This window comes from Thalassobaculum sp. (genome assembly GCF_040219615.1).
GTDB lineage: Bacteria > Pseudomonadota > Alphaproteobacteria > Thalassobaculales > Thalassobaculaceae > Thalassobaculum_A.
In genome coordinates this window covers 1-22,664 of record NZ_JAVJSE010000021.1, presented here as the reverse complement: position 1 = coordinate 22,664, position 22,664 = coordinate 1, and the positions used below count along the sequence as shown (strand labels likewise).

The following is a 22,664-nucleotide window of genomic DNA, read 5'->3' as shown; positions in this document are numbered from 1 at the left end:
CCGGCCCGCTAGCGTCGACGCCAGGCCTGGGTGCGGGTCAGCAGCCCGCGGGTCAGCGCCAGATGGACCAGGCGCGCGGTCACGTTGGTGTAGAAGATCATCATCCCCATGGCGGCGGCCGGCGCCACGTCGCCGGCATCGTCCATGTTCAGCACCGCCACCGAGGCCAGCTTGGTGGTCGGCGAGTACAGGAACACCACCGCCGACACCGTCGTCATGGCGTTGACGAACAGGTAGATCGAGATGTCGAGGATCGCCGGCATGCAGACCGGCACCGTCACCCGGCTGAACAACCGCCAGACCGGTTGCTTCAGCGAGGCCGACACGCTCTCGAACTCGTGGTCCATCTGCTTCAGCGCGGTCACCGCCGTCAGGTGCGCCACGGTGTAGAAGTGGGTCACCGTGCTCAGCACCAGGATCGCCATGGTGCCGTACAGGAAGTTCAGCGGGTTGGCGGGGTCGTTGAAGAAGAAGATATAGGCGAGGCCGAGCACCATGCCGGGGATCGCCATCGGCATCATCGCCAGGAACTGGAACAGCGTGCGCCCGCTCCGGAAACCCTGGGTCTTCTCCACCAGATAGGCGCCGACGAACACCACGGCGGTGCCGATGCCCGCGGTGTAGAGCGCCAGCCGGATCGAGTTGCCGTAGGACTCCCAGCCGCCGCCGTCGGTGCGGTCGAACTCGTAGTTGCGCAGGCTCGGGCTGAGATCGTATGGCCACAGCTTCACCAGGGCCGCGAACTGGCAGACCGCCAGGATGCCGATGATGAACAGCGCGACCGTCAGGCACAGCGCGAAGGCCGACCAGTCGGCGACCGGGTCCGGCTTCGGCTCGAACGGCACCGAGCGGGCCGACAGGGCCGCCACCTGGCGGCGCTGGATGACCCGGTCGACCGCGAAGGCCAACACCGCCGGCACCAGCAGCACCACCGAGACCACCGCGCCCATCTCGAAGTTCTGCTGGCCGATCACCTGCTTGTAGATGTCGACCGCCAGCACGTCGAACTGGCCGCCGATCACCTTCGGCAGGCCGAAATCGGTGATCACCAGGGTGAACACCACGAAGGCGGCGGAGATCAGGCCGTAGCGCGCTCCCGGCACGGTCACGGTCCAGAACCGCCGCCACGCGCTCGCCTTCAGCGACACCGCCGCCTCGTACAGCCGCGAGTCGGAGATCGCCAGCGCCGTCGTGATGATGATGAAGGCGTGCGGGAAAGTGAAGAACACCGAGCCGATGACGATGCCGATCGGGCCGTAGATCGACTGCCCGAACAGCAGGTCCTTCAGGAAGCCCTGATTGCCGAACAGGTAGATCAGCGCGATGCCCGGCAGCAGCGACGGCACCAGGATCGGGATCAGGGCGACCAGCCGGAACACCCCCTTGAACGGCATGCAGCTGCGCGCCAGGGCGCAGGCGAAGGCGAAGGCCAGCGCCACCGTGACGACCGTGCTGAGCGCCGCGATCCACACCGAGTTCTCGATCGACTGCACCAGAGACGGAGTCGAGAAATAGGTCCGGTAGTTCTCCAGGCCGCGGCTGCCGGCCGGCCGCACCACCACCCTGCGGAACTCGTTGGAGCTGTATTCGTGCCAGTCCCGGTCGGCGATCCGCTCGGAGCCGTACAGGTACACCGCGCCGTCGCCGGCGTTGCGCAGCCGGTACATGGTCTTGGCGCGGAAGCTGAAGTCCGGCAGCAGCGACACCACCGACAGCCGGCCGTCGTGACTGGTGTCGAGCTCCGGCCGCTTGTCCTCCGGCAGCGCCGCGGCCAGCGGGGCCAGGGTCGTCGGCGGGCTCCAGCCATCGCCCTTGTCGACCTGCAGCTCGAAGGCGTTCAGGTCGAAGCGGTAGGTCGACAGCGACTTCGAGAGCATGACGTAGAGCGGCAGCGCGAGCGCCACCACCAGGTAGAGGGCGATCGCCAGCATGAAGCCGCGGACCGCCCAGGCGTCGCGGTCGAGCTTCGGGCTGACCGCCGCGGTGCCGAGGCCGAAGCTAGCCATCGTCTTCCATCCCGCGGCCGGGGAACACGTGCAGGCGGTCGGCCGGCAGCGCGACCGACAGGGTCGCCGCCTGCTCCAGCCCCAGGCGGCGGATCGCGTTGACCGAGAAGTCCGCCTCCAGGCCGGGCTCGATCAGCGCCGGGCCGGTCAGCCGAGCCCGCCAGAACGATCCGAGGAACTCCATCTCGGCGATGGTCATCGCGAACCGGTTGCCGACGTCGGCAACGATACCCTCGCCGCCGTTCGCCTCCACCGGAACCACATCCTCCGGCCGGATCGCCAGGGTCGCCTCGGCGCCCGGCTCCAGCGTGTGGCGGCGGCATCTGAGGACGGCTTCGCCCAACCGGACATGCTCGGCATCCTCGACCACCGCCGGCAGCTTGTTCATGGCGCCGATGAAGTCGGCCACGAACAGGGTCGCCGGCTCGCGGTAGATCTCGGCCGGGCTGCCGACCTGCTCGATCACGCCGTGGTTCATCACCACGATGCGGTCGGCCATCGACAGCGCCTCCTCCTGGTCGTGGGTCACCATGATGGTGGTCACCCCGATGCGGCGCTGCAGCGACTTGATCTCGTGGCGCAGGTGCACGCGCACCTTGGCGTCCAGCGCCGACAGCGGCTCGTCGAGCAGCAGCAGCCCCGGCGACATGGCGATGGCACGGGCGAGCGCGATGCGCTGCTGCTGGCCGCCGGACAGCTGGGCCGGATACTTGGTCCCCTGCTCGGGCAGGCCGACCAGTTCCAGCAGGTCGGCGACCCGGCGGTCGATCTCGGCGCGCGCCAGGCCCAGGCTCTCGAGGCCGTAGGCGACGTTCTTGGCGACCGTCAGGTTCGGGAACAGCGCGTAGGACTGGAACACGATGCCGAAATCGCGCTGCGACGGCGGCAGCAGCGAGATATCGCGGCCGGCCTGCTCGATGCGGCCGGCGGACTGCAGGTCGAGCCCGGCGATGGCCCGCAGCAGCGTGGTCTTGCCGCATCCGGACGGTCCGAGGAAGCAGACGAACTCGCCCTCGTTGACGTCGAGCGAGATGTCCTCGAGGGCGACGAACGCCCCGAAGGACTTTACGAGGTTTCGCACGCGCAGGAACGGCTCGGCCGTCTGCGCGCGCGGCTGCGCGGTGCTGGTCATTCAGTGCCGTCCGATCGAAACGGCGGCGGGCTGCCGGCCGTGCCGGCGCCCGCCGCCCAGTGCAGGCTCAGGCCGTTACGACTTGGCTTCGGACTTGCTGTCGTAACGCTTCTGCCACTCCTCGAGGATCGCCTTGCGGTTGTTGGCGGCGAACTCGAAGTCGTTGTCGATCATCTTCTCGATGATGTTCTCCGGGAAGTTCGGCACCGGCTTGGCCACGCCCGGATACGCCACGACGGCATAGCCGGTGTTGTACATCTCGTTGGCCTTCTTGGTGATCGTCCAGTCGACCAGGGTCTTGGCGGCGTCGAGCTTGGACGTCCCGGCGACGATCGCGGTCGCCTCCATGTCCCAGCCGATGCCCTCGGACGGAACGATGATCTCGATCGGGGCCCCGTTGGCCTTCTCCTTGGCGCCGCGGAAAGCGAAGGAAATGCCGATCGGGATCTCGCCGGCGGCCGCCATTTTGCACGGCTTGGAGCCGGAATGGGTGTAGCGGGCGATGTTCTCGTGCAGCCCGTCCATGTACTTCCAGCCCTCGGCCTCGCCGAAGATCTGCAGCCAGCTCGACACGTCGAGGAAGCCGGTCCCCGAGGAGTTCGGGTTCGGCATGATCACGTGGCCCTTGTACTCGGGCTTCAGCAGATCCTTCCACGAGGTCGGCGCCTTGATGCCGACCTTGGCGGACTCGACGGTGTTGAAGCAGATCGACGCGACCCAGGCGTCCATGCCGGTCCAGGTCGGCGGGTTCGACTTGTCGACGAACTTCTTGTCGAGCTTCTCCACGCCCTTCGGCGCGTAGGGCTCGAGCATGCCCTCGGACTTCAGCAGCAGCAGCGAGGTGGCCGCCAGCCCCCAGACCACGTCGGCCTGCGGGTTGTTCTTCTCGGCCAGCAGCTTGGCGGTGACGACGCCGGTGGAATCCCGGACCCAGTTGATCTTGATGTCCGGATGGTCGGCGTTAAAGGTCTCGGCGTAACGCTTCAGGTCCTCGGCCTCGACCGCGGTGTAGACCGTCAGCGTGGTCTCGGCGTACGCGCTCGCCGTCATTGCCGCCAGCGCCAGCGCACTGGCCGCGACGGTGGATTTAAGCCCCCGCACAATCATCTCCGTTTTCCCCTTCCCTGTGATAGCCGAATGCAACCGCGACTGCCGCCCCATCGGCGGCGTCCCCGGGCGCACCTCCTGGCCTCGGCGGGCAGTGTCGACGGCGACCGATGTCGTTCTCGCTACGGTTCGGTGACAGTCTCGTGACGGTCGCGCGGACCGCAGGTGCCGTACTTCTGCCTCGTGGAGACGATCATTCCGCTCCGTTCGAAAACTGTCAAATTGTTCGCAATAGGACAGACGGAACGGCGCGAATCGGTCACCTGCGACGCAGCTTCGTGCCTTCGGCGAGATAGACCGTCATCGTCACCGGCTTGCCGCGGGTGTAGTTGAAGGCGTCGAAGCTCACCAGTTCCCGCGGATTCGCGCCGACGGCGACTGCCGCCGCCAGGAAGGCCTCCCGGTCGCCTGCCGTCGTCACCGCGATCCCGCAATCCGGGTTCCTCTTCAGCAGTTCGGCGGCGTCCGCCGGCTCGCCGAGACCGGTCTCGGTGCCGAGATAGAACACCACGCTCGGCTCGGCGTATCCGGTGATGGCGACCGGCTTGCTCGCGCATCCCGACAGCCCGTCGACGGTCCGGGCCAGGGTCCGCGACGGCCAGATGACGTCGAGGCTCGGGAACACGCCCTGGAAGGTCAGGCCGTAGAACACCGCGACGGCGATCGCGAGGTCCCGCAGCCGCTTGGCAGAGGAGTCGCGCAGCAGGCGCAGCCCGGCCGCCAGGACCGTGGCGCCGGCGGCGGTCGCCAGCACCGGCTCCAACGTCACCGGGATCCCGAAATGCACGGTGCCGGCCAGCGGCACCAGCGCCAGCACCGTCGTCACCACGCAGAAGATCCCGACGACCACGCGATGGCCCCAGTTCCAGCGCCCCCCGGGCCTGAACCCCGTGGTCAGCACCAGCGCCGCCAGGACCGCCAGCGCCGGATAGGTCGGCATGGTGTAATGCGGCAGCTTGGTCGCCACCGCCTCGAACACCAGGAAGGTGGGCACGAACCAGCACACCAGGAAGCGGATGTCGGGGTCCTGACGGCGCGCCCAGGCCATCGCTGCAGCCGCCCCGGCGAGCAGCGCGCCCGGCCAGAAGGCGATGAACAGGGCCACCAGGTGATAGCCCGGCGGCGCGCCATGCGCCCGGTCGCCGGTCGCCACCTTGCCCATCAGCGAGCGACCGATCGCCTCTTCGAGATAGGCGTTGTCGGTCTTCAGGGTGATCGCGATCAGCCAGGGCAGTACCACCAGCGCGGTGATCGCCAGGCCCTTAACGACATGCAGCCGGCGCAGCAGCGCCCGGTCGCGGTTCCAAACGCACCAGGCGGCAACCGTCAGGGCGACCACCAGCGTGATGATCGGCCCCTTGATCAGCACCCCGACTGCGTGGGCCGCCCAGAACACCAGCGGCGCCCCCCTGAACGCCGGCCGGTCCTCGGTCGACCGGGCCAGCCGCCACAGCGCCGCCTGGGCGACCACCACGCAGGCCAGCAGCAGGGCGTCGCTGCGGGCGGTCCGCGACTCCACCGCCACCACCAGCGAGACAGCCAGCAGCAGGCCGGCCCCGACTCCGGTCGCCGGGCCGCCGATCCGCGCCGCCAGCCAGGCCGTGCCCAGCACCGCGATCGCGCCGGCCAGGAACGACGGCAGCCGGTACGCCCAGGCCGGCGCCTCGGCGCCGCCGAACAGGTTGGCGGTGGCGGCCTTGGCCCAGTAGGTGCCGATCGGATAGCCGTAGCGTGTGGTGTCCTGCAGGCGGATGTCGACGTAGTCGCCGGTCTCCATCATCTGCTTGGTGGCCTGGAGATAGCGGCCCTCGTCGCGGTCCATGACCGGGACCGCGGTGATCCCGGGAAACAGCGCCGCCGCCGCGATCACCAGCACGAGCGCCCAGGCCCGCCAGGACATCCCGGCCGGGCCATCGCCCTCCATCCAAGTCGTCGAGCTCATTCCGCGTCCCCGTCGCGCGCGAAGGGCAAGGCGCCGACGCTGGTGCGGCGCAGCAGCCAGTAGACGCCCAGCAGGTCGACGACACCGACCAGGGCGCGCCGCAGGTTGGTGTATTTCGACTGGCCGGAGATCCGCGGCCGGTCGTCGACCGGCACGTTCAGCACGTCGAAGCCGTATTTCCGCACCAGCGCCGGCATGTAGCGGTGCAGGCTGTCGAAATACGGCAGCGCCAGGAACAGATCGCGCGGGATCACCTTCAGGCCGCAGGCGGTGTCCGGGCAGTCGTCCTGCAGGGCGCGCCGGCGGATGCCGTTGGCGATCCGCGAGGCGACCAGCCGCCATGGCCCGGCGGTGCGCCGGCGCCGGTTGCCGGCGACCAGCCCGACCGCGCCGATCCGCGCGGTGTCGATCCACCCTGCCATCGCCACCAGGTCGTCGGGGTCGTTCTCGCCGTCGCCGTCGATCATGCCGACCCAGCGGTTGCGGGCCGCCGCGACGCCGGTACGCAGGGCGGCACTCTTGCCGCAGCGCATCTTGTGACGGATCAGCCGGACACGGGGCTCGCCGGCGGCTATTGCCGCCACCACCTCGGCCGAGCCGTCGCGGCTGCCGTCGTCGACCACCACCACGTCCAGGTCGTAGGCGGCACCGGCCTTGGCCAGCAGTTCGCGCAGCACCACGGGGATGCTGTCGGCCTCGTCGCACACCGGAACGACGACGGACAGCGGGCCGGGCGGGTTGTCACCGGCGTCGGTCATCGGGGCCATGCCTCGTTGCGCAGTCGGAGTGCGGCGGTCGCAGCCGCCGCGCCCTCCCCTACCATCACCGGAGCCGATCGAACAGCGCCAGGTAGTTCGCCACGCAGATGTCGCGGGTGAACTCGGCGGCGTGCCGGGCATGGCCGGCCTCGACCAGGCGGGTCGCCAGCGCCTTGTCCTCGATCACCCGGCGCAACCCGCCGGCCAGGGCCTCGACGTCGTCGCGCGGCACCATCACCGCGTCCTGCTCCGGCCGCACCAGCTCGGCCGGACCGTCGACGTCGGTGGTGACCAGCGGCTTGCCATAGGCCCAGGCCTCCAGGCTCACGGTGCCGAACGGCTCGTGTCGCGACGGGAAGGCGACCACGTCGGCGGCCCGGAAGAACGGCCCGGTCGCCACCTGCCAGCCCAGGAACCGGACCCGCGACGCCACCCCCAGCTCGTCGGCCAGCGCCGCCAGCGCCGCCCGGTCCGGCCCGTCGCCGGCGACCCAGAGATAGACGCCGTCCAGCTTCGCGACCGCCTTCAGCAGCACGTCGATCGCCTTGGCGCCGTGCAGCCGGCAGGGCGTGAACACCAGCGGCGCGTCGGCCGGGGTGTCGTGGGCCGCCCGGTCGGCGGCCGGCGCATCATCCGCCTCGGCGAAGTTGCCGAGATAATGCGCCCGGTCCTCCGGCCAGCCCTGGGCGATCACGTGCCGGCGGATGCCGTGGGTGATGCACACCAGGTGGTCGCAGCGCCGGTAGTACTTGATGTCGTAGAAGCCGCCGAGCCGGGCCAGTTTCAGGTGTCGGCCGGCCGGCATCCGGTCGGCGGCGCGGCTCATGAAGGCGATGGCCACGTCCGGGTCGAATGCCCTGACCTCCTGCCGCAGCGCCAGCCGGGTCCCGAGGTCGAGCCAGCGGCCGTAGGCGGCCTCGCGCACCGGCACGCCGGCGTCGCGCAGCAGGCCGGCGCGCACGGGGTTGCGGCGGATCACCACGCGCTGCTCGATCCCGGCGCCCGCGAACGCCGTGACCAGCGTGACGAAGAAGGTCTCGGCACCGCCGGTCGCGGCCCCTGCCAGCATCGAAAGTACGCGCAACCGGAATCCCCCGAACGCCGCCGGGCCCGCCGTCCGGGCCGGCCGCAAGCTGCCCGAACCGCCCGGCGGTTTCAACCCGTAGGGCCCGCCGGATCGCGGCATAAAGGGTTGCCGTGCCTCGTCGAAGCCTGTATCAAAGCTTTTGCTGCACTGCAGCATGAATTTCCGTTCCCGAACCATTCCCAGCCGATGTGACGTCGCCGTCGCCCCAGGCACGGTGCGTGGAGGACCTATTGACGACCGATGTTCTGTACCGGCTGCGATCCGAGTGGCTCGGCAACGTCCGCGGCGACCTGCTGTCCGGGTTGGTGGTGGCGCTGGCCCTGATTCCCGAGGCGATCGCGTTCTCGATCATCGCCGGCGTCGACCCGAAGATCGGCCTGTACGCGTCGTTCTCGATCGCCGTGATCACCGCCATCCTCGGCGGCCGGCCCGGCATGATCTCGGCGGCGACCGCCGCCACCGCGGTGCTGATGGTCACCCTGGTCAAGGAACACGGCCTGCAGTACCTGCTGGCCGCCACCGTGCTCGCCGGCCTGCTGCAGATCGTCGCCGGGGCCTTCCGGCTCGGCTATGTGATGCGCTTCGTGTCGCGCTCGGTGATGACCGGCTTCGTCAACGCGCTGGCCATCCTGATCTTCATGGCGCAGCTGCCGGAGCTGATCGGCGTGCCCTGGCTGACCTATGCCATGGTCGCGGCCGGACTGGCGATCATCTACCTGTTCCCGCGCCTGACCACGGCGGTGCCGTCGCCGCTGATATGCATCCTGGTGCTGACCGGCGCCGCCATGGGCCTGGGCCTGGACGTGCGCACAGTCGGCGACATGGGCGAGCTGCCGTCGACCCTGCCGGTGTTCCTGCTGCCGGACGTCCCGCTGACCCTCGACACCCTGATGATCATCCTGCCGTACTCGGCCGGGGTGGCGGCGGTCGGCCTGCTGGAATCGCTGATGACCGCGCAGATCGTCGACGACCTGACCGACACCTCCAGCGACCGCAACCGGGAATGCGTCGGCCAGGGCGTCGCCAACGTCGCCACCGGCTTCATCGGCGGCATGGCGGGCTGCGCGATGATCGGCCAGTCGATGATCAACGTGAAGTCGGGCGGCCGCGGCCGGCTGTCCTGCTTCTGCGCCGGGGTGTTCCTGCTGTTCCTGATCGTGGTCCTGGGCGACCTGGTCAGCCGGATCCCGATGGCCGCCCTGGTCGCCATCATGATCATGGTGTCGATCGGCACCTTCAGCTGGTCGTCGATCAAGAACCTGGCGACCCACCCGCGCAGCTCCAGCGCCGTCATGCTGGCGACCGTGGTGACGGTGGTCGCCACCCACAACCTGGCGATCGGCGTGCTGGTCGGCGTCCTGCTGTCGGGCATCTTCTTCGCCTGGAAGATCGCCCAGGTGTTCCGCGTCACCTCGACCCTGTCGGCCGACAACATGGCCCGCACCTATGTGGTCGAGGGCCAGCTGTTCTTCGCCTCGGCCGAGGACTTCGCCGCCGCCTTCGACTTCAAGGAAGTGCTGGCGAAGGTGACCATCGACGTCAGCCGCGCCCATATCTGGGACATCTCGAGCGTCGCCGCCCTGGACACCGTCATGCTGAAATTCCGCCGCGAGGGCGCCGACGTCGATATCGTGGGCCTGAACGTGGCCAGCGAGACGATCGTCGACCAGCTCGCGATCCACGACAAGCCCGGCGCCATCGAGCGCCTGATGGGGCACTAACGGGGTGACGGTCCGTCACGTCCGCAGGGAGGCACCGTTTTGACCCGACTGATCGCCATGATCGACGGCTCGATCTATTCGAAGAGCGTGTGCGACCACGCCGCCTGGGTGGCCGGCCGGACCGGCGCTGCCGTCGAGATCCTGCACGTCCTCGGACGCCGTGACGTGTCGAGCGAGCCGGCCAACCTCAGCGGCAGCATCGGGCTCGGCGCCCGCACCGCGCTGCTGGAGGAACTCACCGAGCTCGACGCCCAGCGCGCCAAGCTGGCCCAGAAGCGCGGCCGGGTGATCCTCGACGAGGCCAAGGCCCGCCTGCAGTATTCCGGGGTCGGCGAGGTCGTAACGCGGCTGCGCAACGGCGACATCGTCGACACCGCGACCGAGTTCGCCGCCGACGCCGACCTGATCGTCATCGGCAAGCGCGGCGAGGCCGCCGACTTCGCCAGGCTGCATCTCGGCTCCAACCTCGAGCGCGTCGTGCGTTCGACGCACCGCCCGGTGCTGGTGGCGTCGCGGGCGTTCCGGCCGATCAAGCGCTTCATGATCGCGTTCGACGGCGGGACCAGCGCCATGAAGGCGGTCGACGACGTGGCCCGCAACCCGCTGTTCGCCGGGCTCGACTGCCGGCTGCTGACGGCCGGCGCCGACACCCCGGAGGCCCGCAGGCGCCTGGACGCCGCCGCCACCCAGCTGCGCGCCGCCAGCTACGCGGTCACGGCCGACATCGAGCCCGGCCCGGCCGACGCGGCGATCGCCCGGCGGGTCGAGGCCGACGGCATCGACCTGCTGGTGATGGGGGCCTACGGCCACTCGCGGATCCGCAACCTGATCATCGGGTCGACCACCACCCAGATGATCCGGTCCTGCATGATTCCGGTCGTGCTGTTCCGCTGAGGGAACCCCGCTACTTCATGGTCGCCAGGAAGGCGATGCCGACCGCCACCACGGCGGCCGCACCGCAACGCTGGCGCCAGTGGCTCTCGCCGAGCAGCAGGGTGCCGATCAGGGCGGCGATGATCACGCTGGACTCGCGCACCGCCGAGATCGCCGCCAGCGGCGCCAGGGTCGCGGCGTAGATCACCAGGGAATACGCGGTGACCGACAGCAGGCCGCCGCCCAGCCCCTTGACCACGCCGCTCACCGGGATCGCCCGCAGGGTCCGGCGCCGGCGCAGCAGCACCGTCACGAACACCGGGAACTCCCACACGAACAGCCAGCCCATATAGGCGAACGGCGCCCCGGACAGCCGCACCCCCATGCCGTCGACCACGCTATAGGCGGCGATGATCAGCCCGGTGGCGACGGTGTAGAACAGGGTCGGCGGGTGGTCCCACATGCCGCCCCGGCGCGAGAACGCGATCGCCGAGATGCCGAGCGAGGCCAGCAGCACCGCCCCCCAGCCGGCCGCCGACAGGGTCTCGCCGGCGAACGCCCAGGCGCCCAGGGCGACCAGCAAGGGCGCCAGCCCGCGGGCCAGCGGGTAGACCTGGCTCAGGTCGCCGACCCGGTAGGCGTGGTGCAGGCAGATGTAGTAGCCGTAGTGCAGCAGGGTCGAGGCCAGGATGAACGGCCAGCTCGCCGGGTCGGGGATGCCGGCCATGGCGATCATCACCGCGCCAACGGCGGTGTGGGCGAAGGCGATCAGGCCGAGCACCACCGCCCGGTCGATGCCGACCTTCACGATCGCGTTCCAGCTGGCGTGCATGACCGCCGCGAACAGGGTCAGCACGAGGGCTTCGGTCGACATCGGTCTTCCCGCTCGGGTTCCGCCGCGGTCCGGCGGGCGGCATGTCCATACATCGAAAATGATCGAAGCGTCAGCGGAACTCACGGCGCCGACGCACCGCAACGGCCGAATCCAGGACACCCAGGCGACTGCTTCAGCAGGATCCGCCGGCGGTAAGCGCCGTGGTCTCACGCGTGCCCGGCGGACAGCCGCCGGCGAGCGGCCCGGTCCGGGACACCGGTGCCGTCGGTCCCTGCGGGGTGGCGGCGCCGGGCGCCGCCCTGCCATACAGGCCGACCGCCCCGGCCACGTCGCCCGGCTGCAGGTCGCGGAACGCCTCCTCGTAGCGGAACGACATGAGCTGGCCGGACGGCCCCGGGTGATCCAGGCCGATCGCATGGCCGATCTCGTGGGCGAGCGCATAGCGCAGGTCGAAGGTCTCCGGGTCGCCGTCGAATCCAGCCATCCACCGTTTCTCAGGGTTCAGGCAGACCAGCGACCGACGGATACTGCGAATCCCATCCGTGGCGACCCCGTCGTGATAGGCGACGTCGGCGAAGGCGACGCCGCGCGGGACCGACTGGGCGCCGATCAGGATGTCCGCTGCGACTCCGTCCGGCGCCGGCTCGAACCGGATGTCGGCCACCGCCTGCCACATGGCGAAGGCGGCCCGGACCTCGCCGCCCAGTTCGTTCGCAGCGATGCCCGACGCCGCCCGCAGGCCGTCCAGCGGCTGCATGTCGCGGCAGTTGCGGGCATCCTCAAAGTGGATCGACCCGGTTGCTAGCGCATAGGTAACGACCGACCCGATGCCGGCGGCGGGCGCTCCCCATTTGACATGGTGGCGTTCCAGCCGAAGCCACTCGTACTGGTCGGCGGCGGATACGCTGCCGGCGCCCAAGGCCAGGCAGATCGCCAGGAGTCCCAAACCAGCTCGCACCGCCACCGATCCTCCCCGCGCTTTTCGGGTGGCACCGGCCCGGGAGGTCGAACTCCCGGCCGACCATCCGACCACAACGCGGTCGACGGTATCGGCCGGCCGGTAAACGCCCGGTAAACAGGGGCAGTCCGAGCGATCGAAGGCGGCAGGATAGGATGTCGGCCCTGCGGACGGAAGGGCCGCCCATGCAAAAGGCCGCCCCTCGCGGGGCGGCCCCTGTCTGCGCCGTTGCTGGCCGCGGTTACTGTTTCGGGGTGCCGCTGCCGACCGTACCGGTGGCGCTGCCGGCACCCGTGCCGGTGGCGCTGGTCGCGGCCTTGCGGTCCTGCTCGGCCTCGATATCGGCCAGGGTCTTGAACTCCGGCATGCTGGTGAGCTGCTCCTTGGTCAGCGGGAGCGTCGCCAGCGTCGACCCGTCGTGCCTGGTCACGTTCATGGCATCCCACGGCACGCCGATCTGCTTGGCGCCCAGACCCAGGAAGCCGCCGACGTCCAGGACCGCGCCGACGACCCGGCCGTCGGCGATGATCAGGTCGGAGACCGAACCGATGCTCTCGTCGCTGGTCCCCATCACCTTCATGCCGATCAGGTCGGAAGACAGCGTCTGCCCGCTCTCCTGCGCGACGATGACGTCCCCGTCGGTCGTGACGGCCGGAGCCTCCGCGGCCGGGGCGACTGTGGAAGAGGAACCGGCGGCAGGGGACTCCGCGGACGGCTTGGCCATCGGATCGGTGTCGGCGGACTGGGCGAAGGCCGGCGAAGCGAGCGCCAGCGCGACGGCCGACGTCACGGCAACTCGGGACCACTTCTTCATGACTGTCCTCCTGTACTCGTCTACTCGGTGACGCACCGCCGTTCCCAACAAGGCAGATGGCGAGCCGCCGGGCCGCCGGCAACGCAGGGCTCTCGGTTGTCGCAGAATGCACACCGGGGATGCACAATCCGCCCGTATCGGACGGAGGCCGGGGATCTCAGGCTGCGGCGACCGGCGTGATGCGGGCGACCAGGCAGGTCATGTCGTCGGACTGCGCGGCCCCGACTGCGAAGTCGTCGACGGTCGTCAGGCAGTGGTCGGCCACCGCCGCCGCCTCGCCGCCGTCGGCGGCCGCCAGCGCATCCACCAGCCGCTGGTCGCCGAACTCCTCGCCGGCGGCGCTGAAGGCCTCGGTCAGCCCGTCGGTGTACAGCAGCAGGGCGTCGCCCGGCGTCAGCTCGACGCTGGCCTCCCGGAAGCCGGCGCCGGGCACCACCGCCAGGATCGGGTCGCCCAGGGGCGCGACCGAGCGCACCGTACCGTCGACCTGACGGATCATGGGCGGGTTGTGGCCGCCGTTGGCGTACAGCATCGTGCCGCTCGACAGGTCGATCACCCCGTAGAACACGGTCACGAACATCGCCTGGTCGTTCTCGGCCTCCAGCAGGTCGTTCACCCGCTCCAGGCAGGCGCCCGGACCGTCGCCCGACAGCCCGGCCGCCTTCAGCAGCGTGCGCGTGATCATCATGAACAGGCTGGCGGGCACGCCCTTGCCGGACACGTCGGCGATGACCACGCCGATCCGGTCGTCGTCGATCCGGAAATAGTCGTAGAAGTCGCCGCCGACCTCGAGCGCCGGCTTCATGCGGCCGACGATCACCAGGTCGCGATGCTTGAGCGGCTGGCGCGGCAGGACGGATGCCTGCATGTCGCGGGCGATCTGCAGTTCCTGGCGCAGCCGCACCAGGTCGGCGTTCTCGCGAAACACCGCGGTGACGGTCCGGAACCACGGCCGCCAGGCGAGCGGCACCCGCGGCGGCCCCTCGGGTCCGATCTCGCCGGCCGCCCGGATGTGCTCGACCAGCCGGCTCGCCGGATCGACGAACTCCCGCCGGGTCAGGCCGCCGGCAATCAGCAGCATGACGGTGAGCACCGCCACCAGCGCCAGGGTCTGCGGCCCGTAGTCGACCACCAGCGTCGCCAGGACGGCCCAGCGATCGCCGACATAGACCAGGGTCCACGGCGCCGACTCCAGACGCTCGGCATACAGCAGCGCGGCGCCCTGCCCGTCGAACTCGCGATCCGCGAGGTCGAGTGCGCGGTCGACAGGCGCCGCGACCGTCTCCGGCAGCGCCTCGCCGTATGGCGCGCCGAGCGTCACCGGCTGCCCTCGGGTCCGCGGATAGGCCAGCAGCGTGCCGCCCGGCCCCAGCAGGAGCGTGGTGCCGACCGGATAGTCGAAGTCGCCGTTCACCCGGTTCAGGTATTCGACCGACACCTCGAAGGCGATCGCGCCGAGGAACCGGCCATCCCGGCCGACCGGGGCCGCGTGGACGATCCGGTTGTCGGTGCCGGGAATGTCGCCGCCGTCCAGCCAGACCGGGCTGCCGGTCGGGTCGACCGCCGGCGAGACCGCCCGCAGCACGGCCGCGGGCAGCGTGCTGGCATGGATCTCCTCGGCCTCCGGCGCGGTCGCCGGCAGCATCACCACGAATCCGCGCCTGGACACGTAGTAGGCGCGATCGACGATCGGCAGCAGCGTCACGAGGTAGCGGAAATCGTCGAGCAGATGCAGGGCCAGGCCCAGTTCACCGCGCATGTCCTCGAGCGCCGCCGCGCCGGCCCAGCCCGCGATACCGGCCGTCGGCGGTACCTCGTCCGAGCCTCCGGCCCTGAAGACCAGCCGCCCCGCCTGATCGACCTCGACGCTGGCCGCCGCGGCCGCGCCACCGGTGTCGGACTCGGCCTCTTCCTGAAGTTCCTCCACGCGCTCGGACACCGCGCCGGCCAACGCGTCGAGGATCAGCGCGTGCTCCTTGACCCGCCCGGCGACCGCCTGCCACTCGGCCTTCTCGCGCTCGTCGGTCTGGTACAGGAAGAACCCGACTGCCGCGGCCACCAGCACACCGTAGGCGAGGCCCAGGATCAGGGCATATCGACGGGTCAGCGCCGTGCGCTCCGACCGCGCGGAGGCCCTGCTGCTGCCGGACGCGTCCATGATCCCCCCTGCCCGATCGATCGACCCGCGCGGCCGCTCCGGCGCGCGCCGGGCACTCTTTCACAGTCGGGCAATCCGCGGCAACGCCCGCTGGCGCACCGGCACTGTCGCACACGCCGTTGCAACCCTGCCGCCAGCGCCTATTCTGTCGCCCCCAGTTTGGAACGGACGACAGTGGCAAGCGACCTGGCGACCACGGAACTCGAGATGGACGCCGACGGCTCGGCCCTGGCCGCCGCGCGGATCCGGACCGTGCTGGCGTTTGCGGCCACGCTGCTGGCGATCCTGGTGCTGGGAGCGCTGGTCTGGCTGCAGGTCGCCGCCCGCTTCGACACCGCGCGGCTGCGGACCGAGGCCGAGACGGTGCGCAACGCGATGTCCGGCATGCTGTCGATGGGCCTGCCGCTCGAGGACTTCATCGGCTTTCCGGCGGTCTCGGCCCGGATCTTCCAGGTCAACCCGAGCGTCCGGGCCATCGTGGTGCGCGAGCCGGGCGGACGCCCGGTGCTGTCCAGCCCGGTCGGCAACGGCGCCATCGACTGGAGCGGACCGGCCTTCGTCCCGCCGGTCGAGCTGGATTCCGTGGTGGTCGACCGTGCCGGCGGCTACGCCCGCGTGGCCATGCCGATCTTCAATCGCTTCGGCCCGGCCGGCAGCCTGGAGCTGCTGTTCGAGCGCGACCCGATGCGCGACCTGGCCCGCAACGCCGCGCTCGCCGGTCTGGCGGCCATCACCCTGCTCACCATCGGCCTGGTGGTCCATGGCCTGGCGATCGCCAATCCGGAGTTCTTCCAGTCGCGCCGGGACCTGATCGGCACCTATGCGACGATCAGCGCGCTCGGCCTGGCACTGGCCGCCTCCACCCTGGTCGGACTGGCGGCGGAGCAGGCGGAGGAGACCGCCGGCGCCTACGCCTACTCGCTCGGCGCCCGGCTCGGCGAGGCGGTGGCACTCGGGATCTCGCCCGACGGGCTGTCCGGGCTGGACGACGTGGTGAAGGAGTATCGGGACTCCAACCAGATCATCGGCTACGTGGCGCTGCTTGAGGGCAACCGGATCGCGGCCGCCAGCGGTCTGGACGCCGGCGCGCGACGCTGGCAGCACCCGGACGGATACTTCGACGCGATCTACGAGGTACGGCCGCGCCGACTCTACACGCCGCAGTACCGCGTCGCGGTCGGCATCCACTGGCGGGTGGTGCTACGGGAACTGGGCGGAGCGGCGATCGCCCCGACCGGCGTCGCCATCCTGCTGCTGCTTCTCGGGGCCTTCGTGGTGTCCAGGCTGCGCGTGCAAGAACAGGCGTGACGAAGGCGGCCGGTCCGCGTCATGCTGGCGTCCCGCCCGCGTGTCGCTTCCCGTCCGCTCCAGTCGAGGTTCCAGAGATGCCCGCTCATCAGAGCCGCCCGTCCGTTCGTTCGGTCAAGGGAATGGTCGCCGCCGCCCACCCGCTGGCCGCCGCCGCCGGCGCCGCGATGCTGGATTCCGGCGGCAACGCCTTCGACGCCGTGGTGGCGAGCGCCGCCGCGCTGAACGTCACCGAGCCGTTCATGTCAGGGCTGCTCGGGCTCGGTATGGCGACCTGCTGGGTGGCGTCCGAGGGCCGGATGCGCACCCTCGACTTCCAGACCCCGGTGCCGCGCCGGTTCCCGACCGACGGCATCGGCAAGGCCGCGACCGTCGACGGCCCGCTGGCCGGCGGCGTGCCGGGCAGCCTGGCCGGCTGGGCGACCCTGAGCCGCACCTATGGCAGCAAGTCGCTGGCCGAGACCCTGGCGCCGGCGATCACCCTGGCCCGCGACGGCTTCCCGATCTCGCCGTTCTACCTCGACATGCTGGAGGTCTGCGGCAAGCGCAACATGTCCGAGGGCTGGGCGCCGATCTTCGCGTTCGGCGGCGCCGCCCGCGTCGGCATGGTGCTCAGGCAGCCCGAACTGGCGGCCACCCTGGAGGCGATCGCCGCCGAGGGGCCGGGCATCCTGTACGGCGGGTCGCTCGGCCGGAAGGTGGTCGACGGGCTGGCCGCCCTCGGCGGCTGCATCGGCATGGACGACCTGGAGGCGGTCGAGCCGCTGTGGGAGGCGCCGCTGGTCGCCGACTATCGCGGCCTCAGCGTCCACGTCCCGCCGCCGCCGGCGGAATCGTTCCAGTTCCTCACCACCCTGCGGCTGCTGGCCGACACCGACTTCTCGGCGCTGCCGCATCTCGGCGAGGAGCATCTCGACCGGGTGTTCCGGGCGATCCGGATCGCCGCCGAGCTGCGCATCCGACGCAACAAGTCGGAGCCGGACTCGGTCCGCACGCTGCTGTCCGAGGAGTCGCTGGCGCCGCTGCGCGCCCGGCTGACCGACGGCTCGCCGGTCTGGGGCCGCACCGAGCAGTACGGCGACGGCCCGCTCGCCACCGGACCCAGCCTGAAGGAACACACCACCTCGTTCTCGGCGATGGACACCGACGGCAACGCCGTGTGCGTCACCCAGAGCCTGGGCTCGCCATTCGGCTCCGGCACGGTGATCCCGGGCACCGGGCTGTGCCTGAACAACTTCATGAACTGGGGCGACCTGAACCCGGCTTCGCCGAACCACCTGAAGCCCGGCGACCGCTACGCCATGTGCCTGGCGCCGTCGGTGTCGACCGCCGGCGGCAAGCCGGTGCTGTGCCTCGGCACGCCGGGCAGCTACGGCATCCCGCAGACCCAGACCCAGGCGATGGTCCACTACCTGAACTACGGCCTGGATCTCCAGGCGGCGATCGACGCGCCGCGCGGCCGGCTGTGGGACGGTGCCCGCGTGGCGCTCGAGAACCGGGTGCCGACCGGGACGGTCGAGGCGCTGCGAACCCGCGGCCACGCGGTCGAGGTGGTCGGCCCGGTCTCGTGGTCGGCCGGCGGCATGCAGGCGGTGTCGCGGGATCCGCAGACCGGCGCCTTTGCCGGCGCCGCCGACGCGCGCCGGGACGGGGCCGCGGTCGCCGCGACCCGGTGAGCGGATCAGCCGGGGCGGCCGGCGGCCGGGCCCACGGTGGCGACGACGTTGTGCGCGACCCCGCGCACGTCGTCCGCCTCGGTCAGGACGGACAGCTCATGGACCACCAAGCGCAGCGAAGCCGGGTCGTGCTGCTGCCAGGCGGCGACGCCGAGCAGGCCGAGCACCGGCGCCGCCAGGGTCGTCACGGTCAGGGCGATCACGATCGCGAACGGCCTGGCGACCCTACGGAACCCGGGGCACCCGGTCATAGCGGGCTGCGTCCGCGGAGGACCCCGACCAGGGCGCTGATCACCAGCAGCACCAGGAACACCACGAACAGGATCTGGGCGATGCCGGCGGAGGCCGATGCGATGCCGCCGAAGCCGAGTACGCCCGCAATGATAGCCAGGACGAAGAACATCAGGGCCCAGCCGAGCATGAGTGCCTCCTTTCGCTGTCGGTCCTGCCTGATCAACCCCGCGCTCTCCCCCTGGTTCCGGCGGCAGCGCGGCGGTATCTCATGAACGCGGAACACGCGACGCGACGCACAGCACAGGAGGAATCAATGTCGGACACCGTAGGGGTGATCGGTCTGGGCAACGCCGGCTCGGCGCTCTGCAAGGCGCTTTCCGGGCGCGTGCCCCTGGTCGGCTTCGACCTCAGCGCGGCCAGGCGCGACGCCGTCGCCAGTCTCGACATGACCTGCGCCGGCTCGGTCGCCGAGGTCGCGGCACAGGCCGGCCGGATCATCCTGTCGCTGCCCAAGCCGGAGGCCTCGATCGCCGTGGTCGACGCCATCCTCGCCGCCGGCCACCGGCCGGAGGTGGTGATCGAGACCAGCACGGTCACGCCGAAGACCGCGATCGACTGCCACGGCCGCTGCGCCGCCCACGGGGTCGCCTTCGTCGACGCCGCGATCGCCGGCGGGGTGGCCAGCATGGCGGCCGCCAAGATCACCTTCTTCCTGGGCGGCTCGCCGGAGGACGTGGCGAAGGCGCGGCCGGTGCTGGACCTGCTGGCCGACCGGATCTTCGAGCTCGGCCCGGTCGGCGCCGGCATGGGGGTGAAGGTGGTCAACAACGGCGTCATGCACGCCGTCATGGTGGTGCTGATCGAGGCCTTCGCCATGTCCACCAAGCTCGGTGTGCCGGTGCAGACCATGGTCGACGTGCTGAACCGCGAGGAAGGCCTGCTGCGGCCGCTGGTGCACCGGGTGCAGGAGCGCATGCAGCAGGGCGACTATGGCGCCGGCATGTCGGTCAGCAACGCCCGCAAGGACTCGGTGCTGGCGCTGGAGACCGCCCAGCAGCTCGGCGTGCCGCTGTTCGCCACGCTCGCCTCGCACACCCCCTACGAGATCGCCGAGGCCAAGGGCATGGGCGAGTTGGACTACGCTGCCCTGGCCCAGCTCTGGGAGGACTGGTCGAGCCTGTCGTTCAAGCAGACGGGTTGACGGAGCGCCCGTCGCTCCGTGGGTCCCGGCTCTACGCAGCTTCGCCGCTTCGGCCGGTATGACGTCGAAATATTGATGGTCGTCATCCCGGAAAGGCGAGCACAGCTCGGCTTATCCGGGACCCACCAGCTGCCGCAACTGCCGCCCGCTAGCCTGCTGCCTCCCGGATCGCCCGCCACACCCGCTCCGGCGTCGCCGGCATGTCGAGCCGCGTGACGCCGAGCGGCGCCAGGGCGTCGCGGATCGCGTTCATCACCGCCGCCGGCGCACCCGAGGTGGCCGACTCCCCGGCACCCTTCACGCCGAGCGGGTTGTCGGCCTCGACCACCTCGTCGAACGCCAGGGTGACGAACGGCACGTCGTCGGCGCGCGGCACCGTGTAGTCCATGAAGCTGCCGGTCAGGGTCTGGCCGCTGTCCGGGTCGTAGACGATGCGCTCCAGCAGCGCCTGCCCGATGCCCTGGACGGCGCCGCCGTGCATCTGGCCCTCGACGATCAGCGGGTTGACGATCCGGCCGACGTCGGCGACCACCACATAGCGCTCCAGCCGAACGCTTCCGGTGTCCGGGTCGACCGTCACCTCGCAGGCGTGGCAGCCGCTGGGGTGGGTCTCCTCCGGGGTCGTGAAGTCGGCGTCGGCGGCCAGCGGGTCGCCGCGCTCGGCCGCGACCCGCGCGACCTCGAACAGGGTCACCGACCGGTCGGTGCCGGCGACGCGGAAGCCGCCGGCGCGGAACTCGATGTCGGCCTCGGCCGCCTCCATCAGCTCGGACGCCAGCACCCGGCCCCGCCTGACCACCTCGCGGGCGCCGGTGACCACGGCGCCGCCGCCGATCCGGGCCGAGCGCGAGCCGTGCGAGCCGGCGCCGCGCGCCACCGCGTCGGTGTCGCCGAACACCACCCGAATCCGGTCGAACGGCACCCCCAGCTCGTCCGCGACGACCTGGGCGTACATGGTGCTGTGGCCCATGCCGAAGTCCTGGGTGCCGACCCGCACGGTCACGATCCCGTCGTCGTCGGCGGTTCCCTCGACGCCGACGCCGGCGAATTCGGTCGGCACGCCGCCGTCGTTCTCCACGTAGATCCCGATCCCGAAGCCGCGCAGCAGGCCGCGCCCGGCATCGGCCTCCCGGCGGGCCGCGAAGCCCGGCCAGTCGGCGAGATCGAGCGCGCGCGCCAGATGGCTCCCGAAGTTGCCGGTGACGATCCGGTTGCCGCCGGCCGCGGTCCACGGCAGGTCGGCGGCGGTCAGCAGGTTGCGGCGGCGCAGCTCCAGGCGGTCGATCCCGAGCTCGCGGGCGGCGGCGTCGACCAGGCTCTCCATCAGGTAGTTGGTCTCGACCCGCCCGACCCCGCGGAACGACGCCAGCGGGGTGGTGTTGGTGAAGGCGCCGCGGATCCGGGTGTGGGCGCAGGGCACCCGGTAGGCGCCGCCCAGCGACGGCGGCAGGAACCGGATCATCACGTAGATGTTGCGGCCGGTGAGGTACGCGCCGTGCCGCCAGTCGGCGGTCAGCCTGAGGCCGGTGAAATTGCCCTCGGCGTCCAGCGCCAGCTCGCCGCGCAGCAGGTGGTCGCGCGCCTGGGCGTCGGTCAGGAACGCCTCGCCGCGGTCGGCGGTCCAGCCGACCGGCCGGCCGAGCCGCCGCGCCGCCACCAGCAGCAGTGCGAACTCCGGGTACACCGGCGCCCGGGCGCCGAAGCCGCCGCCCATGTCCGGGACCACGACGCGCAGCTGCTCCGGCTTCAGCCCGAGCATGCCGGACAGCCCCGCGCGCATCCCGTGGGCGCTCTGGCAGCCGGCGTGCAGCACCAGCCGGCCGGACCCGGCCTCGACCTCGGCCACAGCGCCGCGCGGCTCCATGAAGGCGGCGACGATCCGGTTGTTCACGACATCCAGGCGGGTGACGTGGGCGGCCTCGGCGAACGCCCGGTCGACCGCCGCGGCGTCGCCGCCCTCCCACTCGAACGACCGGTTCGAGGCGAGCTCGTCCCAGATCCCCAGGGCGTCCGGTCGCACCGCGTCGTCATAGGTCATGACCGCCGGCAGCGGGTCGTAATCGACCTCGACCAGGCCGGCGGCGTCGCGCGCCTGGTCGGCGGTCTCGGCGACCACGAAGGCGACCGGCTCGCCGAGATAGCGCGTCCGGCCGGTCGCCAGCACCGGCTGCGAGCCGTCGGCCGCCGGCCCGCCGTCGAGCTTGCCGAGATCGTAGGGCGGAAGGTTGGACAGCGACGGGATCGGGCGGACCCCCTCGGAGGCGAGCTCGGCGGCGGTCAGCACCAGCAGCACGCCCGGCGCCGCGCGCGCCGCCTCGGCGTCGATGCCGGCGATCCGGGCATGCGGATAGGGCGAGCGCACGACCGCGGCGACCGCCTGCCCCGGCAGCCGCAGGTCGTCGCCGAACGCCCCGGTGCCGGTCAGGAACCGGCGGTCCTCGACCCGCTCGACCCGTGCCCCGATCAGGTTTCCGTCCATGGTGTCGCCTCCGGCTGCGTCCGCTTCCCCTCCTCGCTACCCGGCAGCGGCAGGAAAGGCAATCAGCCGGTGGGCGGCGACGGAGCGGCGGGTGGGTCCCGGGTCGCGCTTCGCTTGCCCGGGATGACGGCAGAAGGAACGACCGTGCCAATGGATCTTCCCTGCCGACGCCCCCTCACCCTCCGTCAATTCGGAGCGGACCGCCATCGGCGCGCCGAATCCGGGCCCCACCGTGCGACCTACGGGATTCACACATTTCTCGGCGGCGGGTGGGTTCCGGAGCCGTCCCGGATCAAGTCCGAGACCCTCCGGAATGACGAAAGTGGGGAGGATCTGGTCGGCTTCCCTCCCGACTCCAACCCTCACTTCGTCATC

At 70.9% G+C, this 22,664-nt stretch carries 18 protein-coding genes; 5 read left to right on the top strand and 13 right to left on the bottom strand.

What is annotated here, in order from left to right; genetic code table 11:
- Positions 1-8: 8 nt before the first annotated feature.
- From RIC31_RS12600 to RIC31_RS12575, 6 genes are all read right to left on the bottom strand, one after another.
- Complete coding sequence (locus RIC31_RS12600; RefSeq protein WP_350107625.1) at positions 9-2,006, bottom strand: putative 2-aminoethylphosphonate ABC transporter permease subunit; 1,998 nt, start codon at positions 2,004-2,006, stop codon at positions 9-11.
- Complete coding sequence (locus RIC31_RS12595) at positions 1,999-3,138, bottom strand: putative 2-aminoethylphosphonate ABC transporter ATP-binding protein (RefSeq protein WP_350107622.1); 1,140 nt, start codon at positions 3,136-3,138, stop codon at positions 1,999-2,001. The genes RIC31_RS12600 and RIC31_RS12595 overlap by 8 nt, the downstream gene beginning before the upstream one ends.
- A 75-nt stretch (positions 3,139-3,213) precedes the next feature.
- On the bottom strand, positions 3,214-4,245 hold the full coding sequence (locus tag RIC31_RS12590) for a putative 2-aminoethylphosphonate ABC transporter substrate-binding protein (RefSeq protein WP_350107619.1): 1,032 nt from the start codon (positions 4,243-4,245) through the stop codon (positions 3,214-3,216).
- 259 nt (positions 4,246-4,504) lie between these two features.
- Complete coding sequence (locus tag RIC31_RS12585; RefSeq protein ID WP_350107616.1) at positions 4,505-6,187, bottom strand: ArnT family glycosyltransferase; 1,683 nt, start codon at positions 6,185-6,187, stop codon at positions 4,505-4,507.
- Positions 6,184-6,945: a glycosyltransferase family 2 protein gene (locus RIC31_RS12580; RefSeq protein WP_350107613.1), complete on the bottom strand. Its 762-nt coding sequence runs from the start codon at positions 6,943-6,945 to the stop codon at positions 6,184-6,186. Before RIC31_RS12580 ends, RIC31_RS12585 begins: the two co-directional genes overlap by 4 nt.
- 64 nt (positions 6,946-7,009) lie before the next feature.
- Positions 7,010-8,029 (bottom strand): glycosyltransferase, encoded by a 1,020-nt coding sequence (locus RIC31_RS12575; RefSeq protein ID WP_350107610.1) that lies wholly within the window; start codon positions 8,027-8,029, stop codon positions 7,010-7,012.
- A 233-nt stretch (positions 8,030-8,262) separates the two neighbouring features.
- On the opposite strand from RIC31_RS12575, the gene RIC31_RS12570 reads away from it, so the two are divergent.
- Together RIC31_RS12570 and RIC31_RS12565 are read left to right on the top strand one after the other, a co-directional pair.
- A complete protein-coding gene (locus tag RIC31_RS12570; RefSeq protein ID WP_350107606.1) occupies positions 8,263-9,753 on the top strand; it encodes a SulP family inorganic anion transporter in 1,491 nt (496 codons plus the stop codon).
- A 39-nt stretch (positions 9,754-9,792) separates the two neighbouring features.
- Positions 9,793-10,647, top strand: a complete 855-nt coding sequence (locus RIC31_RS12565) for a universal stress protein (RefSeq protein ID WP_350107603.1) — start codon at positions 9,793-9,795, stop codon at positions 10,645-10,647.
- Positions 10,648-10,657: 10 nt separating this feature from the next.
- Here RIC31_RS12565 and RIC31_RS12560 read toward each other — a convergent pair whose 3' ends face one another.
- The 4 genes from RIC31_RS12560 to RIC31_RS12545 form a co-directional block, all read right to left on the bottom strand.
- The gene (locus RIC31_RS12560; RefSeq protein ID WP_350107600.1) at positions 10,658-11,500 is read right to left on the bottom strand and encodes an EamA family transporter; all 843 of its coding nucleotides are present in this window, start codon (positions 11,498-11,500) and stop codon (positions 10,658-10,660) included.
- Positions 11,501-11,633: 133 nt separating this feature from the next.
- Positions 11,634-12,425 (bottom strand): matrixin family metalloprotease, encoded by a 792-nt coding sequence (locus tag RIC31_RS12555; protein ID WP_350107597.1) that lies wholly within the window; start codon positions 12,423-12,425, stop codon positions 11,634-11,636.
- Between the two features lie 235 nt (positions 12,426-12,660).
- Positions 12,661-13,233: a PRC-barrel domain-containing protein gene (locus RIC31_RS12550; protein WP_350107594.1), complete on the bottom strand. Its 573-nt coding sequence runs from the start codon at positions 13,231-13,233 to the stop codon at positions 12,661-12,663.
- Positions 13,234-13,390: 157 nt separating this feature from the next.
- Entirely contained in the window at positions 13,391-15,391 is a 2,001-nt protein-coding gene (locus RIC31_RS12545) for a PP2C family protein-serine/threonine phosphatase (protein ID WP_350107591.1), read from the bottom strand.
- A gap of 174 nt (positions 15,392-15,565) precedes the next feature.
- On the opposite strand from RIC31_RS12545, the gene RIC31_RS12540 reads away from it, so the two are divergent.
- Together RIC31_RS12540 and RIC31_RS12535 are read left to right on the top strand one after the other, a co-directional pair.
- Positions 15,566-16,699, top strand: a complete 1,134-nt coding sequence (locus tag RIC31_RS12540; RefSeq protein WP_350107588.1) for a hypothetical protein — start codon at positions 15,566-15,568, stop codon at positions 16,697-16,699.
- A 122-nt stretch (positions 16,700-16,821) separates the two neighbouring features.
- Positions 16,822-18,375, top strand: coding sequence for a gamma-glutamyltransferase family protein (locus RIC31_RS12535; protein ID WP_350107585.1), 1,554 nt, complete (start codon positions 16,822-16,824; stop codon positions 18,373-18,375).
- A gap of 5 nt (positions 18,376-18,380) precedes the next feature.
- Here the strand turns inward: RIC31_RS12535 and RIC31_RS12530 are convergent, their stop codons facing one another.
- On the bottom strand, positions 18,381-18,626 hold the full coding sequence (locus tag RIC31_RS12530; protein WP_350107582.1) for a hypothetical protein: 246 nt from the start codon (positions 18,624-18,626) through the stop codon (positions 18,381-18,383).
- Complete coding sequence (locus RIC31_RS12525) at positions 18,623-18,796, bottom strand: DUF1328 domain-containing protein (RefSeq protein WP_350107579.1); 174 nt, start codon at positions 18,794-18,796, stop codon at positions 18,623-18,625. Before RIC31_RS12525 ends, RIC31_RS12530 begins: the two co-directional genes overlap by 4 nt.
- Positions 18,797-18,922: 126 nt before the next feature.
- Here RIC31_RS12525 and RIC31_RS12520 point away from each other — a divergent pair, with 126 nt between their 5' ends.
- Positions 18,923-19,810, top strand: coding sequence for an NAD(P)-dependent oxidoreductase (locus RIC31_RS12520; protein ID WP_350107576.1), 888 nt, complete (start codon positions 18,923-18,925; stop codon positions 19,808-19,810).
- A gap of 148 nt (positions 19,811-19,958) precedes the next feature.
- On the opposite strand, the gene RIC31_RS12515 is transcribed toward RIC31_RS12520, so the two are convergent.
- Positions 19,959-22,289: a xanthine dehydrogenase family protein molybdopterin-binding subunit gene (locus RIC31_RS12515; protein WP_350107573.1), complete on the bottom strand. Its 2,331-nt coding sequence runs from the start codon at positions 22,287-22,289 to the stop codon at positions 19,959-19,961.
- Positions 22,290-22,664: the final 375 nt, after the last annotated feature.

Bases quoted from the DNA above. Each gene is read 5' to 3' on its own strand.
- RIC31_RS12545 (WP_350107591.1), bottom strand. From the start codon at position 15,391: ATGGACGCGTCCGGCAGCAGCAGGGCCTCCGCGCGGTCGGAGCGCACG.
- RIC31_RS12590 (WP_350107619.1), bottom strand. From the start codon at position 4,245: ATGATTGTGCGGGGGCTTAAATCCACCGTCGCGGCCAGTGCGCTGGCG.
- RIC31_RS12515 (WP_350107573.1), bottom strand. From the start codon at position 22,289: ATGGACGGAAACCTGATCGGGGCACGGGTCGAGCGGGTCGAGGACCGC.
- RIC31_RS12520 (WP_350107576.1), top strand. From the start codon at position 18,923: ATGTCGGACACCGTAGGGGTGATCGGTCTGGGCAACGCCGGCTCGGCG.
- RIC31_RS12525 (WP_350107579.1), bottom strand. From the start codon at position 18,796: ATGCTCGGCTGGGCCCTGATGTTCTTCGTCCTGGCTATCATTGCGGGC.
- RIC31_RS12550 (WP_350107594.1), bottom strand. From the start codon at position 13,233: ATGAAGAAGTGGTCCCGAGTTGCCGTGACGTCGGCCGTCGCGCTGGCG.
- RIC31_RS12585 (WP_350107616.1), bottom strand. From the start codon at position 6,187: ATGAGCTCGACGACTTGGATGGAGGGCGATGGCCCGGCCGGGATGTCC.
- RIC31_RS12560 (WP_350107600.1), bottom strand. From the start codon at position 11,500: ATGTCGACCGAAGCCCTCGTGCTGACCCTGTTCGCGGCGGTCATGCAC.
- RIC31_RS12580 (WP_350107613.1), bottom strand. From the start codon at position 6,945: ATGACCGACGCCGGTGACAACCCGCCCGGCCCGCTGTCCGTCGTCGTT.
- RIC31_RS12530 (WP_350107582.1), bottom strand. From the start codon at position 18,626: ATGACCGGGTGCCCCGGGTTCCGTAGGGTCGCCAGGCCGTTCGCGATC.
- RIC31_RS12595 (WP_350107622.1), bottom strand. From the start codon at position 3,138: ATGACCAGCACCGCGCAGCCGCGCGCGCAGACGGCCGAGCCGTTCCTG.
- RIC31_RS12600 (WP_350107625.1), bottom strand. From the start codon at position 2,006: ATGGCTAGCTTCGGCCTCGGCACCGCGGCGGTCAGCCCGAAGCTCGAC.
- RIC31_RS12535 (WP_350107585.1), top strand. From the start codon at position 16,822: ATGGTCGCCGCCGCCCACCCGCTGGCCGCCGCCGCCGGCGCCGCGATG.